Source organism: Flavobacterium sp. UW10123 (genome assembly GCF_040538975.1).
Classification (GTDB): Bacteria; Bacteroidota; Bacteroidia; order Flavobacteriales; family Flavobacteriaceae; genus Flavobacterium.
On record NZ_JBEWQE010000017.1, the window covers coordinates 56,818 to 72,644 of the forward strand.

Annotated in this window: 17 protein-coding genes; 14 read left to right on the forward strand and 3 right to left on the reverse strand. The window is 34.3% G+C overall.

The window, feature by feature from the left end; all coding sequences use genetic code 11:
* Nucleotides 1-54: 54 nt before the first annotated feature.
* Both ABXT06_RS18750 and ABXT06_RS18755 read right to left on the reverse strand, forming a co-directional pair.
* Nucleotides 55-288, reverse strand: a complete 234-nt coding sequence (locus tag ABXT06_RS18750) for a hypothetical protein (protein ID WP_119791785.1) — start codon at nucleotides 286-288, stop codon at nucleotides 55-57.
* A gap of 673 nt (nucleotides 289-961) precedes the next feature.
* Nucleotides 962-1,510 carry a type 1 glutamine amidotransferase domain-containing protein gene (locus ABXT06_RS18755; RefSeq protein WP_354592113.1) on the reverse strand — a complete coding sequence of 183 codons (549 nt, stop codon included), beginning with the start codon at nucleotides 1,508-1,510 and terminating at the stop codon, nucleotides 962-964.
* A gap of 324 nt (nucleotides 1,511-1,834) precedes the next feature.
* Here ABXT06_RS18755 and ABXT06_RS18760 point away from each other — a divergent pair, with 324 nt between their 5' ends.
* On the forward strand, nucleotides 1,835-2,452 hold the full coding sequence (locus ABXT06_RS18760) for a hypothetical protein (protein WP_354592114.1): 618 nt from the start codon (nucleotides 1,835-1,837) through the stop codon (nucleotides 2,450-2,452).
* A 234-nt stretch (nucleotides 2,453-2,686) separates the two neighbouring features.
* Nucleotides 2,687-3,022 carry a hypothetical protein gene (locus ABXT06_RS18765; protein WP_354592115.1) on the forward strand — a complete coding sequence of 112 codons (336 nt, stop codon included), beginning with the start codon at nucleotides 2,687-2,689 and terminating at the stop codon, nucleotides 3,020-3,022.
* 70 nt (nucleotides 3,023-3,092) lie between these two features.
* On the opposite strand, the gene ABXT06_RS18770 is transcribed toward ABXT06_RS18765, so the two are convergent.
* Nucleotides 3,093-3,521: a cupin domain-containing protein gene (locus ABXT06_RS18770; RefSeq protein WP_354592116.1), complete on the reverse strand. Its 429-nt coding sequence runs from the start codon at nucleotides 3,519-3,521 to the stop codon at nucleotides 3,093-3,095.
* A 127-nt stretch (nucleotides 3,522-3,648) separates the two neighbouring features.
* Here ABXT06_RS18770 and ABXT06_RS18775 point away from each other — a divergent pair, with 127 nt between their 5' ends.
* The 12 genes from ABXT06_RS18775 (at nucleotide 3,649) to ABXT06_RS18830 (ending at nucleotide 15,807) form a co-directional block, all read left to right on the forward strand.
* Nucleotides 3,649-3,876, forward strand: coding sequence for a DUF2683 family protein (locus tag ABXT06_RS18775; protein WP_354592117.1), 228 nt, complete (start codon nucleotides 3,649-3,651; stop codon nucleotides 3,874-3,876).
* The gene (locus tag ABXT06_RS18780) at nucleotides 3,866-4,165 is read left to right on the forward strand and encodes a type II toxin-antitoxin system RelE/ParE family toxin (RefSeq protein ID WP_354592118.1); all 300 of its coding nucleotides are present in this window, start codon (nucleotides 3,866-3,868) and stop codon (nucleotides 4,163-4,165) included. Before ABXT06_RS18775 ends, ABXT06_RS18780 begins: the two co-directional genes overlap by 11 nt.
* Nucleotides 4,166-4,822: 657 nt before the next feature.
* Nucleotides 4,823-5,416, forward strand: coding sequence for a TetR/AcrR family transcriptional regulator (locus ABXT06_RS18785; protein WP_354592119.1), 594 nt, complete (start codon nucleotides 4,823-4,825; stop codon nucleotides 5,414-5,416).
* Nucleotides 5,417-5,663: 247 nt separating this feature from the next.
* Nucleotides 5,664-6,881 (forward strand): efflux RND transporter periplasmic adaptor subunit, encoded by a 1,218-nt coding sequence (locus ABXT06_RS18790; protein WP_354592120.1) that lies wholly within the window; start codon nucleotides 5,664-5,666, stop codon nucleotides 6,879-6,881.
* Between the two features lie 12 nt (nucleotides 6,882-6,893).
* Nucleotides 6,894-10,058, forward strand: coding sequence for an efflux RND transporter permease subunit (locus ABXT06_RS18795; RefSeq protein ID WP_354592121.1), 3,165 nt, complete (start codon nucleotides 6,894-6,896; stop codon nucleotides 10,056-10,058).
* A gap of 128 nt (nucleotides 10,059-10,186) precedes the next feature.
* Nucleotides 10,187-11,605, forward strand: a complete 1,419-nt coding sequence (locus ABXT06_RS18800) for a TolC family protein (protein WP_354592122.1) — start codon at nucleotides 10,187-10,189, stop codon at nucleotides 11,603-11,605.
* Between the two features lie 325 nt (nucleotides 11,606-11,930).
* Nucleotides 11,931-12,758 (forward strand): hypothetical protein, encoded by an 828-nt coding sequence (locus ABXT06_RS18805; RefSeq protein ID WP_354592123.1) that lies wholly within the window; start codon nucleotides 11,931-11,933, stop codon nucleotides 12,756-12,758.
* Nucleotides 12,759-12,766: 8 nt separating this feature from the next.
* Nucleotides 12,767-13,372: a Crp/Fnr family transcriptional regulator gene (locus tag ABXT06_RS18810; RefSeq protein WP_354592124.1), complete on the forward strand. Its 606-nt coding sequence runs from the start codon at nucleotides 12,767-12,769 to the stop codon at nucleotides 13,370-13,372.
* Nucleotides 13,373-13,442: 70 nt separating this feature from the next.
* The gene (locus tag ABXT06_RS18815) at nucleotides 13,443-14,174 is read left to right on the forward strand and encodes a GNAT family N-acetyltransferase (protein WP_354592125.1); all 732 of its coding nucleotides are present in this window, start codon (nucleotides 13,443-13,445) and stop codon (nucleotides 14,172-14,174) included.
* Between the two features lie 335 nt (nucleotides 14,175-14,509).
* Complete coding sequence (locus ABXT06_RS18820; RefSeq protein WP_354592126.1) at nucleotides 14,510-14,890, forward strand: DoxX family protein; 381 nt, start codon at nucleotides 14,510-14,512, stop codon at nucleotides 14,888-14,890.
* Between the two features lie 13 nt (nucleotides 14,891-14,903).
* Nucleotides 14,904-15,116 (forward strand): hypothetical protein, encoded by a 213-nt coding sequence (locus tag ABXT06_RS18825; RefSeq protein WP_354592127.1) that lies wholly within the window; start codon nucleotides 14,904-14,906, stop codon nucleotides 15,114-15,116.
* Between the two features lie 181 nt (nucleotides 15,117-15,297).
* Complete coding sequence (locus tag ABXT06_RS18830) at nucleotides 15,298-15,807, forward strand: DinB family protein (RefSeq protein ID WP_354592128.1); 510 nt, start codon at nucleotides 15,298-15,300, stop codon at nucleotides 15,805-15,807.
* Nucleotides 15,808-15,827: the final 20 nt, after the last annotated feature.

Below are 15,827 nucleotides of genomic sequence, written 5' to 3' on the forward strand. Positions count from 1 at the left end.
AAAAACAAAAAACCTCGATCATAAAAAAGTCGAGGTTTTTCCATTTCATAAACCTTACTCCTCACTCAAATAAGGATTCAAAATCTCTGCCAATTCATTGAGCCAATAATAATTGTCTTCAAAATTGGTTAGTCCAATTTGGAGGGTCTCATGTTGTCGCATTACGCCGAGAGCTAAAATGCAATTTACTTGTCTTAAGATTTTAGCCATATCTTCTGGATCTATAATATGGTTAAAAAAATCAATTAGCCTTGTTTCGGCTTCTTTGGAAAGGGTGTTGTTTTTCATAAAGTGAAGAATTTAAGAAAAAGCCCTCATACCTTAGCAGTCTTACGCTTCTTCACGGCGTCAAAGTCCTTTCGGAGCTTTACTACATAGCACGAAGGCAAATTTTATGTTGTCTTAATGTGAAGATTTAAGAACTTCAAATGTAAGAAAACTATTTTAAAAAGAAAGATTTTTCTTTCAATACAATTTCTATATTTATCGACTTTATAATATACCAAATGTATAAAATCATTAGTAGAAATAATCATTTTTAAAATTATATGAATTGTCTTGAGAAAGTCCCAGCGGGACGAAATATTTATAGAAAATAATTTTTCCCATTTCAAAAGAGCCCCAGCGGGGTGAAATCTTGTCTACAATATGCCGCTCCGCTGGAGCTTTTGGTCGGTGCGTTTTTTGAATCTATAAATATTTCATTCCTCCGGAATTTTCTTTTGCAGATTTAAAAAACACATTTTAATTAAAAGAATCAATTGCCTCCAGCTTCAGCTGGAGGTTTAAATAAAAAACACAGTAAGGCTTTAGCCAAAATGAGTGTTTTGGCTAAAGCCTTGTTACTATTTAATCTTTTAATCCCCTAGTTAAAACTAGGGGCTACGCAATAAAAAAATGCAAGACCAAAATTGATCTTGCATTTTCTATAATTTTTATAAATCTAAAAGAAAACGACTTTTTACGCTCTCTGGCGTTCATGTATTCCTTCTTTAATTTCTTCGACCATCTTTTTATTAAAAGCGGGTAAATCATTTGGGTTTCGGCTGGTTACTAATCCGTTGTCTACGACTACTTCTGAGTCTTCCCATTGCGCTCCGGCATTTTTCAAATCTTTTTTAACAGAAAAGAACGAAGTTACTTTTCGACCTTCTAAAACATCAGCATCAACCAGAATTTGAGGTCCATGACAAATAGCGGCTACTGGCTTTTTACTTTCAAAAAAGGAACGTACAAAATCTACTGCAGCTTCTTCCCTTCTTAATAAATCAGGATTTATAACTCCTCCAGGCAGAACCAAAGCATCGTAATCGGCTTCATTTGCCTGATCTAATACGACATCAACATTATATTCTTTGCTCCAATTTCCGTCTTTCCAAGATTTGATGGTTCCAGATTTCAAACTAACGATATCTGCATTCCAGCCCTGCTCTTCCAGATAGGCTTTAGCCGATGCTAATTCTGATTCTTCGAAACCGTTTGTGGCTAATATGGCGATATTCTTTTTCATAATTTCAAATATTTAAAACGTTATTAATTTTGATTTACCTAAAATTAGTTATTTGAGAAAGCCAGAAAAAATAGACCGTGTTAAAGCTTTCTTTAATAAAAGTTAATTAATTGACAATCAAATATTTATTAAAAATTAAGCTAAAATTATATAAGATTGATGTCAATTTGGTTTACTATTTTATACCATGAAATTTGAAGAAGTGACTGTTTAAATTATGCCGCTCCGCAATAACAAGATTGCAAAAAAACACAAACAATTCTGCACCCAAAATCTCTACAAAAATATTCCTATTTTTGAGTACAAAATATCACAAACTTTAGTATGAGTAACAACATCAATGATTGGAACGAAAAACAAAAAGGCTATTTAGTTGTATCTGTATTGTGTCTCATTTTCGGAACTTATTTTTTTATTAAAGTTATTAGTGGAAGTTATGCCATAGAACAATCAGACCTTGAAGTTTATGAAAGCCTGATTATTTCGAACGCTCCTAAATTCAAAGAAAGAAAAGGAAAAAGAAGCAGAAAATGGATTGAATTTAATTGCACTGACAATCAAAGTACTTTTGAGATTGCTAGTTATGACTATAGTTGTGTTAATGACGAGGAAGTAATAAATGAAATAAAAACAGGAGATACCATCTCAGTTGCTATTTTAAAAAATGAATTGGATGATTTCAATACGCAAAATACTTGTGAAATTCATTCGCTAGTAAAAAATGATAAAGAATACCTCAATCTTAGATGCCGAAATGAAGAAGACACTGGAGGAGGAAAAAGAATTTTTCTGATTTTGTTTTCGATCTCTATTTTGACAGCCATTGTATATGCTCTTCCTAAAAAACCTAAGCTTTTTGATAAAGTCGATCCGATACTACTAGTCGGAATTGGATCAATACTGCTTGCTTTCATTCTTTATTTGATCACATTAGAATTATAGATAACGTATCGAAAAAACAAAAATTTTAAATCAAAACCTTGATCCATAAGATCGAGGTTTTGATATTTTATTGAAATCTATGCTTCTAGTCTAAACGAGAATTGAAGACTTCACTTGAATTCTCGAACAAGAAAAAAACCTTATTTTAATACAAAAAAAACTTTTAGGGGTAATATCGATAAAATATGCAGTTTTAAATTTACTGGCCTCAAGACAAATTAAATACCACTTCTTATGCCATTAAAAAAGAAAATTGCAGAACTAACGTCCAAAAAATACGCCACCAATATTACCATTATGGGTGATTTTGAAGGCAGCAACCATACTTCGATTCTCGATAATGATAATGGAACAATCCTAGTCGTTTCAGATAAAGATCAGTTTTATTTTAAAGATCGGCATCGCAATCTCTGGCTGTCGGTTCTGGATCCGTTTCATATAGATGGAAAACAGCATTTTCCCGAGCTTGGAGATTCTTATACGCTCAATCACGGAGTGCAATACAGTTTTACAACCAAAGAGGCGATCGTAGAAATGGCTTCTAATTACTTTGAAAAACATGCTGATTGATGTTGTCCTAAATGCCAATTTAATTCTTTTGAAAACACAACCAAAAGATTCCAAAACACAAGAAAATAAACTATCTCAAATCCTTTTTAATAACCAAATATTTCAAGTCAGTTTTTCCAGCATTGCTAATTCCGTGTTCGGCATTTGGCGGACAATAGAAACTAGTATTTGGACCTGCTGTAACGGTTTTTCCGTCGAGGAAGAATTCGGCGGTTCCTTCTAAGATATAGAAAAATTCTTCTTCAGGATGATGATGTGGCACGTGTGTCGATTTTCCAGGCTCGACAATACTCATTTTTAAAGTGTTTTCTTGAGTAAAATCTTTATTGGCAAACCAATATTGGTATCCGACTTTGGTCTTGGTAGCTTTGTTTATATCAAAATGGTTGACACAGTTTTCGATGGTGTATTGCGGAGTTTCTTTTTTGGTTTCCTGAGAAAAGGTCTGTTGGAAAAATAAAACAGCGATTGTGGTTTTTAGGATAGTTAGCGTTTTCATTTTTTTATTGTAATGTTACGAAAAAATGCAATTCGCACTAACGAAGCATACAAATAAATCATAGAGATTAACATGAAAATTAGACTTTTGTCTTAACTTTGTAAATCAACTTTAGTAAATTAATATCATGCAAGCAATTAACATCACAGCATATACAGAAGACGCTTCTCAAATAGAAGCTGTAAAAGCTTTTATGAAAGCACTAAAGATTAAATTTGAAATAGCTACTGTAAAACCATATGAGTTATCTGAAGAACAACAGCATATATTGAACGATCAAATTATTTCAGATAAAAGCCTTTACAGTGATGCTGACTCTGTTTATACCGATTTAAAAAAGAAGTATGAATTATAAAGTTATAGTTTCTCCAATTGCATTAAAAAATATTGAAGAAGCTTTAGAATATTATATCTTAAAAGTCAGCAAAAAAGTAGCTTTAGACTTTCTTAATGATTATAAAAAAGTTTATAAAGCATTACAATTAAATCCTTTCTATCAAATTCACGATACTAATTATCGTTATCTTCCATTTAAAAAATTTCCATACGTAGCATTTTTCATAGTCGATGAATTATCAAAAACTGTATTTCTAAATGCTATTTTTCATACTTCTCAAAATCCAGAAAAATATCCTGTAAGATAAGAATCATCGATTATTATTATTGAGAGCTTCGACTTCGTTTAGTCTGATATGGATTTTGCAATTTCTTTTTACGTATTATTTAGTTGCGAAATCCAATCTTTGTCGATTTGCGAGTGTGATCCTTCGTTCCTCAGGATGACAAACTAAACGCTAAAATTGTATTCTATAACAAGTCCCAGCGGGACGAAATATTTATAGAAATAGTAATTCCGTTTTGCAAGAGCCCCAGCGGGGTGAAATATTCTTTAAATGTATCATAATTAATATGTCGCTCCGCTGGAGCTTTTTGCAAATTGCGTATCCCCAATCTATAAATATTTCATTCCTCCGGAATTTTTCTGAGAGGAAATTGTTCGTTTTAAAATTTGACAAAGTTCTTATGAAAAAAACACGTTCTCTCCTAGCCCCGATCGAAATGGCATCTTTTTGTGGTGGGGTTCACCACAAAAAATATAATGTAGAGCGGGACAAAACGTTCTTAAAAACGAAAAATGTTCTGCTCCTGAAAAATATTTAAAAGCAAAAACATCAATAAAATCAAGCTTTTTCAAGCCATCTATGACACGATAAGAAAATATTATGATAAAAATATTTTGAAATCCGAAAATCCGCCATACATTTGCCTAACAGTGTTAAACGATTTAATACTTGAATACAATGGCTAGCAAAGATCGAATTTTAAGACAAAAAGAAGAGACAAGAAATAATATTCTTGACGCTGCTTATGATATCGTAAAAGATGAAGGCTGGAATGGTTTGAGTATGCGTAAAATTGCCGACAGAATCGAATATACTGCTCCTATTATTTATGAATATTTCTCGAATAAAGAAGCAATTTTAGAAGAACTGACCGGCAAAGGTTTTGTTAAACTGACTAAAGAGTTACAGACTGCAATAGACAAGTTTGAAAAACCCGAAGATCAATTGGAAGCCATGTGGATGACTTATTGGGACTTCGCTTTTACTAATACTGAAATGTATCAACTAATGTTTGGTGTTCAAATGACCTGCTGTGCACAACGATGTTCGGCTCAAGAGGGACCTTACAAATTATTTACTCAGGTAATTGCTGAAGTAATGAAAGACAGCAATCCGAGTCAAGATATCATAAAACAAAAGTACTTCACTTTCTTTTCTGTTATTCATGGTTTAATCGCCATCAACATCATTAACAAAAGTGATATTTTAGAAACAATTAATGCTCAAATTTTGAAAGATGCCATTGGTGGTATCATCAAATCCATACAATAAAAAAATTTTCAATTTTACTTAACAGTGTAAAATGATTTAAACGGGATAACATAGAATCCTTTTTTTTATAACTTTCACTTAACACTGTTAGAAAATTTAATCGAAGTAATAAAACTCTTTTTTTAGACTTTTACTTAACACCGTTAAATATTTTAATACTGATTTAAGAACAGAATTGAAAATGATTAAAGTTTGGAAGTTTGTGCACTTTTACTTAACAACGTTAGATAATTTAATTCAATTAAATATGAATCCCGAGAATGCCAGAATGCCCAAAGAATTAATCCGAGAAAATGTTCAACCAATTAAAACCACAATGAAAATGAAAAATGTAATTATAACCAGTTTTATTCTGGCCTTAGTTTTAAGCAGCTGTGCTGATAAAAATCAGGCACCTACTGCTCCGCCTCCACCGGTTTTACCTGTATTGGCTATCACGAGTGCTAACACTACTACAGACAATGAATATCCTGCTTCTATACAAGGAACTGTTGACGTTGAGATTCGTCCGCAAGTAAGCGGAAACCTTGACAGAATTTTTGTTGACGAAGGTGCTTATGTAAGCAAAGGACAGACTTTATTCAAAATTAATGAGCGTCCGTTCCGCGAGCAGTTAAACAATGCTTTGGCAAGTCTTCATGTTGCTGAAGCTGCTTTAATCAACGCCAACTTAGAAGTAGATAAACTGACTCCGCTTGTACAAAACAAAGTTGTTTCTGATTATCAGTTAAAAACGGCTAAAGCTTCTCAAAAAATTGCTGCTGCAAATATTGAACAAGCAAAAGCAATGGTTGGTTCTGCTAAAATCAACTTAGGATATACAAATGTTACTGCTCCTGTAAGCGGTTATATTGGAAGACTGCCTAAAAAACAAGGAAGCTTAGTTTCTGCTTCAGATGTTGAGCCTTTAACTACACTTTCAGATGTGCATGAAGTTTTTGCTTATTTCTCTTTAAGCGAAACAGATTTCATCAACTTTAAATCGAAATACGCTGGAAATTCTTTAGGAGATAAAATCAAAAAACTGCCTCCGGTTAACTTGATTTTAGCTGACAATACTGATTATCCAAAAACCGGAAAAATCGATATGGTTGACGGTCAGTTTGATAAAACTACAGGCGCAATCACGCTTAGAGCAACTTTCCCAAACACAAACGGAACGCTTCGTTCTGGAAACACAGGAAGAATCCGTTTAGGATTAAATCACGACGATGCGATTTTGGTTCCACAGTCGGCTACAGTTGAAATGCAGGACAAAGTATTTGTATTTACTGTTGGCAAAGACAACAAAGTAACCAAAATGCCTATTACGGTTGTGGGTAAAAGCGGAACTAATTATTTAATTAAAGAAGGTGTAAAAACAGGCGACCAAATCGTATTAAGCGGTATTGACAAACTTCAGGACGGACAAGCGATTCAGCCTGAAAAATCAACTAAAGTTGCCGAAGTAACTAATCAAAAATAATTCTAAAACACAATGTTCAAAATATTTATACAAAGACCTGTACTGGCAACCGTAATTTCCATTTTATTGGTTATTCTGGGGGTATTAGGTTTAACTAAACTGCCTTTACAACAGTTTCCTGATATTGCGCCACCATCGGTTTTGGTAACGGCGGTATATCCGGGAGCCAACGCAGAAACGGTTTTACGTTCTGTGGCACCTTCTCTGGAAGAGTCTATAAATGGTGTAGAAAACATGACTTATATGAGTTCTACTGCCAGCAACGATGGTACTTTGGCGATTACTGTTTTCTTTAAATTAGGAACAGATGCCGATCAGGCTGCGGTAAACGTTCAAAACCGTGTGGCACAAGCAACAAGCCAATTGCCTGCAGAGGTGGTTCAGCAAGGTGTTATCACGGCAAAACAACAAAACTCTTTCATCATGGCAATTGGTATGTATACCGATGATGAAGCAAAATACGATCAGACTTTTGTTGCCAATTATGCACAAATTAATATTATTCCCGAATTAAAACGTATTCCGGGTGTAGGTTCTGCCAGTATTTTTGGTGGTGTAAAAGATTACTCTATGCGTGTTTGGTTAAACCCGACACAAATGGCAACTCATAACGTTACGCCAAGCGAAGTTATGGGTGCGATTCAGGACAAAAGTTTGGAAGCTGCTCCAGGAAAATTTGGAGAGCGAAGCAAAGAAGTTTTTGAATACGTTATTAAATACAAAGGAAAACTTACCAAACCAGAAGATTATCAAAATATCGCAATTCGTTCCAATGCAGACGGTTCTGTTCTTCGTTTAAAAGATGTAGCAAGAGTTGAATTGGGTGCTTACTCTTACAACAGTTTAACTCGTTTAAATGGTAAAAAAGGAATTGTAATTGGGGTGATTCAGTTAGCGGGTTCTAACTCGAATGATATTCAGATTGCAATAAATAAAATGATGGAAAAGGCTTCTAAAGATTTTCCAAAAGGCATTAAACACAATATATTTTACAGTACAAAAGTTTCTCTTGATCAATCTATCGAACAAGTTGAACATACTTTGATCGAAGCTTTTATTCTTGTATTTATTGTGGTATTTATTTTCCTTCAGGATTTTAGATCAACTTTAATCCCGGCTATTGCTGTACCTGTAGCAATTTTAGGAACGTTCTTCTTCATGCAGTTATTCGGATTCTCGATCAACCTTTTAACGCTTTTCGCATTAATTCTGGCGATTGGTATTGTGGTCGATGATGCCATTGTGGTAGTCGAAGCGGTGCATGCGAAAATGGAGCATAAACGTTTGTCTCCAAAAATCGCAACCCATGAAGCAATGCACGAAATAACGGGTGCTATTATCTCGATTACGCTGGTAATGGCTGCTGTATTCCTGCCGGTTGGTTTTATGGAAGGCTCAACAGGAGTTTTCTATCGTCAGTTTGCCTTTACGATGGCAATCGCAATTGTAATTTCGGCTGTAAATGCCTTGACTTTAAGTCCAGCTCTTGCTGCATTATTCTTAAAAGATAATCACGGATCTCACGATCATGTTACACCTTACGAGAAAAAAGGTTTTAAAGAAAAATTCTTTAGTGCTTTCAATAGCAGTTTTGAATCGTTGACAAATCGTTACGTTGGCGGACTTAAATTCTTAATCAGAAGAAAATGGTTAAGTTTAGGCGGATTGGTTTTAATTACTGTTGCAACAGTTATTATGGTTAAAACTACTCCTGCAGGATTTATTCCAACAGAAGATCAAGGATTTATTGCAATTGCGGTAAATACGCCATCTGGAACATCTTTAGACGGAACTCAAAAAGTAATGACTGAAGCTGAGAATACTTTAAAAGCATTAGACGCTTCACGATTTGTAACCGCAATTTCAGGTTTCAACTTATTGACGAACTCTACTAGCCCATCTTCTGCAGTAATTTTCGTATTGCTTAAACCAAACGAAGATCGTGGAGAAATAAAAAACATTGACGAAATCATGAATCAGGTTCGCGGTAAACTGGGCGGAATTTCTGGCGGAAGTTTCTTCGTATTCAGTTTCCCAACTGTTCCTGGATTTAGTAACGTTGAGGCTTTAGATTTAGTGTTGCAAGATAAAACGGGAGGAAAACTGGATAAATTCAGTGGAATCTCTCAGAATTTTATCGGCGAATTAATGAAACGTCCAGAGATTGCAGTTGCCTTTACTTCTTTCAAAGCTGATTATCCTCAATTGCAATTGGAGGTTAATGATGAAAAAGCAAATCAATTAGGCGTGAATGTAAAAGACATTTTACAAACCATGCAGGCTTATTTTGGTAGTGCTCAAGCATCAGACTTTAACCGATTTGGTAAATATTACCGAGTTGTAGTTCAAGCCGATATTGATGACAGAGCCGATCCAACAGCAATTGACAGAGTCTTTGTAAAAAACAAAACAGGCGAAATGGTGCCAATAAATACTTTAGTGAAACTAACTCGTATTTATGGTTCTGAAACCGCTTCTAGATACAATTTATTTAATTCAATTTCTATTAATGCCATTCCGAAACCTGGATTTAGTTCTGGAGATGCCATTAAAGCCATTGAAGAAGTAGCAGCACAACAATTACCTGCAGGTTACGGGTTTGAATTCTCGGGCCAAACTCGTGAGGAGATTTCTTCCGGAGGTCAGTCGGCTACAATTTTCTTACTGTGTTTGATATTCATTTATTTCCTACTTGCTGCACAGTATGAGAGTTATATCCTTCCTCTAGCGGTTATTTTATCAATCCCTGCAGGTATTTTTGGAGTATTCGTTGCTATTGGTTTAACTGGAATTGAAAACAACATTTACGTACAAGTTGCACTTGTCATGCTGATCGGACTTCTCGCCAAAAATGCCATTTTGATTGTGGAGTTTGCGGCACAGCGAAGAAGATCTGGACAAGGTTTAGTAGCAGCTTCTATTATGGCAGCAAAATTACGTTTGCGACCAATTATCATGACGTCTCTTGCCTTTGTTGTTGGTTTAATACCAATGATGAGTGCCAAAGGTCCATCAGCACAAGGTAACCACTCTATTAGTATTGGGGCAGCTGGAGGTATGCTTTCAGGAGTAATTCTAGGTTTGTTTATCATTCCTGTTTTATTCATCATCTTCCAGCATTTACAAGAAAAAGTGAGCGGGAAACCAATCGCTGTAATTCATAACGAAGAAAAATAATAAATGGAAAACTATATCACAATCATTCTCGTAGCCATCATATTTGGCATCGGATATATATCGTACAGAATCTCAAGAGATCTTGAAACCAGAAAAGATACTTGTACAGAAATTTAATAAAAAGACTAATGAAAAATCATATAACCAAAATCGTGACCTTCGCCATTCTGATCACGACTTTAATATCCTGTAAAGTCTCTAAGGATATTGAAACTCCAAAAGATGCATTTCCTGAGAATTTCAGGAATGCATCGGTTTCGAGTGATACAACGAGTATTGCCGATGTGGAGTGGAAAAACTTCTTTACAGAAAAAGATATTATAAAATTAATCGACAGCGCCGTTGCGAGAAACAACGACCTTCAGATTGCGGAAAAGAATATCGAAATTGCACAATACCGTTTTACGCAGTCAAAATGGGGAAATGTGCCTCAGGTTAATTTATTTGTAAACGCAAGCACAAGCAATCCGTCAGACAATAGTTTTACGGGATTGAACTTAAATCAGGCCATTGGTACCAAACATATTGACGACTATTCTGCTGGAGCTTCTCTTTCTTGGGAAGCTGATATTTGGGGAAAGATCAGAAACCAAAAGAAAGGGGCTTACGCAGGATATCTTCAATCTGAAGAAGTAAAAAAAGCATTGCAGACTAATATTGTTGCTAATGTTTCTAGAGGATATTATAATCTTTTGATGCTGGATGCACAATTGGATATTGCCAGACAAAATCTTCGTTTAAATGATAGTACAACAAATATTATCAAATTAAAATACGATGCGGGTCAGGTTACTAATTTAGCGATTCAACAATCGGAAGCACAGAAATTAAACTCAGCACAATTGATTCCGTTATTGGAACAGAATATTGCGATTCAGGAAAATGCTTTGAGTGTTTTAACAGGTTCTTTTCCGAATTCAAAAGAAAGATCTGTTCGTTTAAGCGCACTTGAAGTAAAACACAATACAGCAATCGGCGTTCCTTCTGCCCTAGTAAGCAGAAGACCCGATGTAAAAAGTGCCGAACTGGCTCTTAAAGCTGCCAACGCAAATGTCGGTATCACGAAAGCGGATTTATACCCAGCTCTCAGAATTACGGCTCAAGGCGGCGTTAACTCTTTTGAAACTAGCAATTGGTTCAACATTCCGGCTTCTTTATTCGGAACCGTTGCAGGTGGTTTAACACAACCACTTTTGAATAACAAAAGACTTAAAACGCAATATAATATCGCTGTTGCGGAAAGAGAAAAATCTGTTTTAGCTTTTAGACAATCGGTTTTGGTTGCCGTTAGCGAAGTTTCGGATGCTTTGGTTAAAGTAGAGAAATTACAGCAACAGGAAACGTTCTTAAAAGAAAAAGTAAAAACATTACAGCAAGCTATTAAAAATGCTAACCTTTTATTTCAAAATGGTTTAGCAGAATATCTGGAAGTTTTAACGGCTCAGGCAAATCTTTTGCAAAGCGAATTGGAACTTGCCGATATTAAAAGACAGCAGCTTACGGCCAATACAGATTTGTACCGTGCTCTTGGCGGCGGCTGGAAATAATACCCGTTACATTACCCGTTAATTATTTATTTTTTGAGATGAAACGCTGTGGGACTTAGGTTTCATGGCGTTTTTTAGTTTTTTTAACCGCAAAGAGCGCAAGGATTTACGCAAAGAACGCAAAAGCTTTTTTGAGTTTCTCGCAAAGACGCGAAGTCACAAAGTTTTGTTTTTCACGTAGATTTAGCTGAATGGAACGGACTTATTCTCATTTTTTTGTCATCTCGACGAAGGAGAGATCTCCACAAGTAGCTCCACAAAGAAAATACCATAATAATGCATCTCCATAATTTCATATATTTACTTCTAGATTATTAATCATTCTATGAAAAAATATTACTTCACCCTATTTGTATTTTTCTTTTTGATAATTAGTTGCAAAAAAAATATAGAGGTATCTAATGTATCAACGTTAGATACAACCAAGATTGTTAAACCTCTTCCTCCATTAGATTATGAACAATATCTGAAAAACGTTCCTAAAACCGATAGTTTGTGTAATGGAGAAATTGAAAGAGCTAAAAAAGATTTGTCAAAATACGATGGAGTTTATGTCCAAACTATATGCTTTGGATGTGATTTTAAACCATATGAAGAAGAAATTAAAGAAGTTCTCAGAAAAAGAAAATTTAAACTCGGAATTCAGGATATTGGATGTGTAAGATATGAAGGGCAAACTGTAGGCTGTTATAGTGCATATATTAACTTGAAAATGAAAGAGAAATATGGAGAAAACTATAAATCAGATATAGAAAATGACGCTACAAAAATTTTAATAAAAAATATTAGTCTCAATAATAAAATTATAAGCATATACGATTTAGAGCAAAATGAAAAACCAAAAATAGTAGATCCAAAAATTGCTATAGAAAATGATTACTATACAACCATAAAAACTGACTTACCAATAAACAGAAAGAGTATGCATTCTTTATTTACTGATATAAATTTTATCGTAGAAAAAGATGGTACAATAAGCAATTTAAAAGAAACTAATTGGGTAAATGAAAAAGGAATTGATGAAAAATACAAACAAGATTTAGTTAATCTTGCTATAAATACTCTTCAAAGAGATTATAACAATTGGAAACCGGGGACTTACAAAGGAACAAAAGCCAGAGTAGAAAATACCTTAAGAATTAGCTTCGAATAAAAAATAAAATGACTTTCAATAAAGAAACATACCTCAACAATCTAAAATCATATTTCGAAAGTTACGCCCCCATCTCTGAAAAGTCATGGAAATCGATTGAAAACCTGACGCATTTCCAGACAATCAAAAAAGGAGAAATACTACTAGAAAATGGGGAAATTTGCAAAAACCTTTATTTTATTGCAAAAGGAATTCTACGAACTTTTATTACAGACGAACAAGGAAATTTCTATAACAAAAACCTTTTTCTCGAGAACAAACTCGCATGTTCTAAAGTTTCATCAATACTGCAGACTCCTTCCAACTTTACGATCGAAGCTTTAGAAGATTGTATTTTAATCAGTCTTGATTACAAAAAATACACCCAATTGATTGCCGAAAATGATGATCTTAAAACCTTCTATATTGCCTATTTAGAAAAAAACTGGATTATCGAAAAAGAACAAAGAGAAGTGGCTTTAGTCATGCAGAATGCAACAGAAAGATACCTTAATCTTCTTGAGACGCATCCTACTATTGCCGATCGCGTTCCGTTACTGCATATTGCCTCACATTTAGGTATTACGCCTACACAGTTAAGCCGAATTAGAAAAAGTCTGGAAAAAGATTTGTAAATCAACATATGTAAAGGCTTTTCTAAAAGAACCAATTTATCTTTGCTGTATAATTAAACTCGTCATAAAAATGGACCATATAAACCTCATCAAAGACAATATTGACAATCTTACAACGCTGTGGAAAACCGTAGCCACTCCTCTCCTATCTTATCATAAAAACGATCCTTTTGAATTTTCTCAAATCAAAAACTCAGGCTGGCCAAATAGATTATGGTCTAGAGAAGATATTACCGAAGAAAATTTTCTGCAGATTCGGGAAACCATGGGAAAAAACCCTGGTTTGGTTATTCCATATTGGGATATTTTCGGAAGCAATTCTAAAGAAATTTTCGAAAAAAATGGCTTTCATATCCGAATTCAGCTTGTAGCAATGGCTTTAAAACTGGGAGAAAAATTTCCACTTCAAAACAATCTTACTTTCAAAAGAGTTTTAAATGAAGAAGATGCTAAAACTTGGTCAGATATTTATCCGCTGTCTTTTAGTTATGTAATCAGTAAAGAAACACTAGTTGCTAATTACGAAAATGCAAAGTTTTATTTAGTTCATTTTGAAGGAAAAGCACTTGGCACTTTGACTCTTTTTCAAACCGACAATATAATGGGAATTCACGGCGTTGGCGTAATTCCAGAAATGCGAAAAAGAGGTTTCGCGGAAGAAATCATGAAATTTGCGATCAACGAAGCTATTGATGCCAATTGTGAATATGCACAACTTCAAGCTTCTGCTTTAGGAAAAGGCATATATACGAGATTAGGTTTTGAAGATTTGTTTACGATTACGAATTATCAACTGAAGTAAATTCCAAGTTTAAAAAATTCCAAATTCCAAACTTCCTCATTTTATGTCATCCTGACGAAGGAAGGATCACACTAGAAATTCCACAAAGTAATTCCTACCAATCTTTGTCGAGTCTCTTATGTGATCCTTCCTTCGTCAGGATGACATAACAAACACGAGTAAATCTAAACACAGAAAAAAACCTCTGAGCCTTTGTCACTTTGCATCTTTGCACCTCTTAAAAAACAATCTTGTCCCAAATGCCCCCAAAATAGTCATAAATAGGTATTTTGCAGAAAAATAAGAATAGTACATTTGTAATACATTAACTAATAACTATTTAAAACAAATACCCAATGAAGACAACCAAAATCATTTTCTGGACTACTACTATCCTTATTTTTTTATTTGAAGGCGTTATGCCGGCTTTAACTTCTCAAACTGAATTAGCAAAAGAAGGAATCAGACATCTAGGCTATCCTGAATATTTCGGGAATGCATTAGTAGTTTTTAAAATCTTAGGAGTTTTAGCTTTAATCATTCCACAAGTTCCCGGACGAATTAAAGAATGGGCATACGCAGGATTTGCTTTCGATTTCATTTTTGCATCTATAAGCCACTTTGCAGTTGACGGAATCGGGTTTCAAGGCTTCTTTCCTTTAATTGTTTTTGCAATATTAATTATTTCGTATGTAACATATCACAGAATACAGCGTTATAAAAATATAGCGCTCTAAAAATCAAAACTTTATGATTATTGAAGTTTTTAAAACAAATGTTCAGGAAGAATCTCAATGTCAAGCGATCATTGAGAAACTTCTTGAGCATTTTCCAAATAGTTCAATCAACTTCGACTTAGAAGATTGCGACAAAATTCTTCGTATTCATGCTCCTACCATTTCGAATACAAAAATTATTGCCATTTTAAATTCGCACGGTTACTTCTGCGAAGCGCTTCCTTAAAAAATTAACACTTTGCAAATATCTGATTTACAATATTTTAATATTTTTTATCGTATATTTGAAAGAGTATCATTTCCCCTAATTCTATAAATTTAATTTCACAGATTAATACACTGAGGTTTTTTTCAAACCAATCGGTATACATCTGCTTTCGAATTTTCAATTTCTAAAATTAAAAAAAATGAAAAGTGCTATTCAAAATACCATACTGGAAACCTACACTAAATTAGGCGATTTAATTTCCTCTTTTTCAAAAGAAGAAATCAATATAGTTCCTTTTGAAGGGAGCTGGACCGCTGGACAAACCGTACAGCATATTATTCTAGCCTGCTCAGGTCTTACGATGCTATTTGCAGGAAAAACTGAAAAAACGACCAGAGAACCTGACGAAAATGTAAAAGGACTCGATTCTATCTTTTTAGACTTTACTACCAAATACCAATCTCCCGAAAATATAAAACCTCCTGCTATTGATTATGAAAAAAACACTCTGCTGGCTTCTGTCCAAAAAATCCAAAAAGATTTATTTGAAGCCGCAGAAACTTACGATTTGACGCTGACGTGCCTAGACGCTAAAATACCTGGATTTGAAAATTTCACTATTTACGAATGGCTGCATTTTGCCATTGTGCATACGCAGAGACATACACACCAGTTAAAATCGATTTATGAACATATCAAAAAACATTAGAGCAGTATTTAACTCAAAAC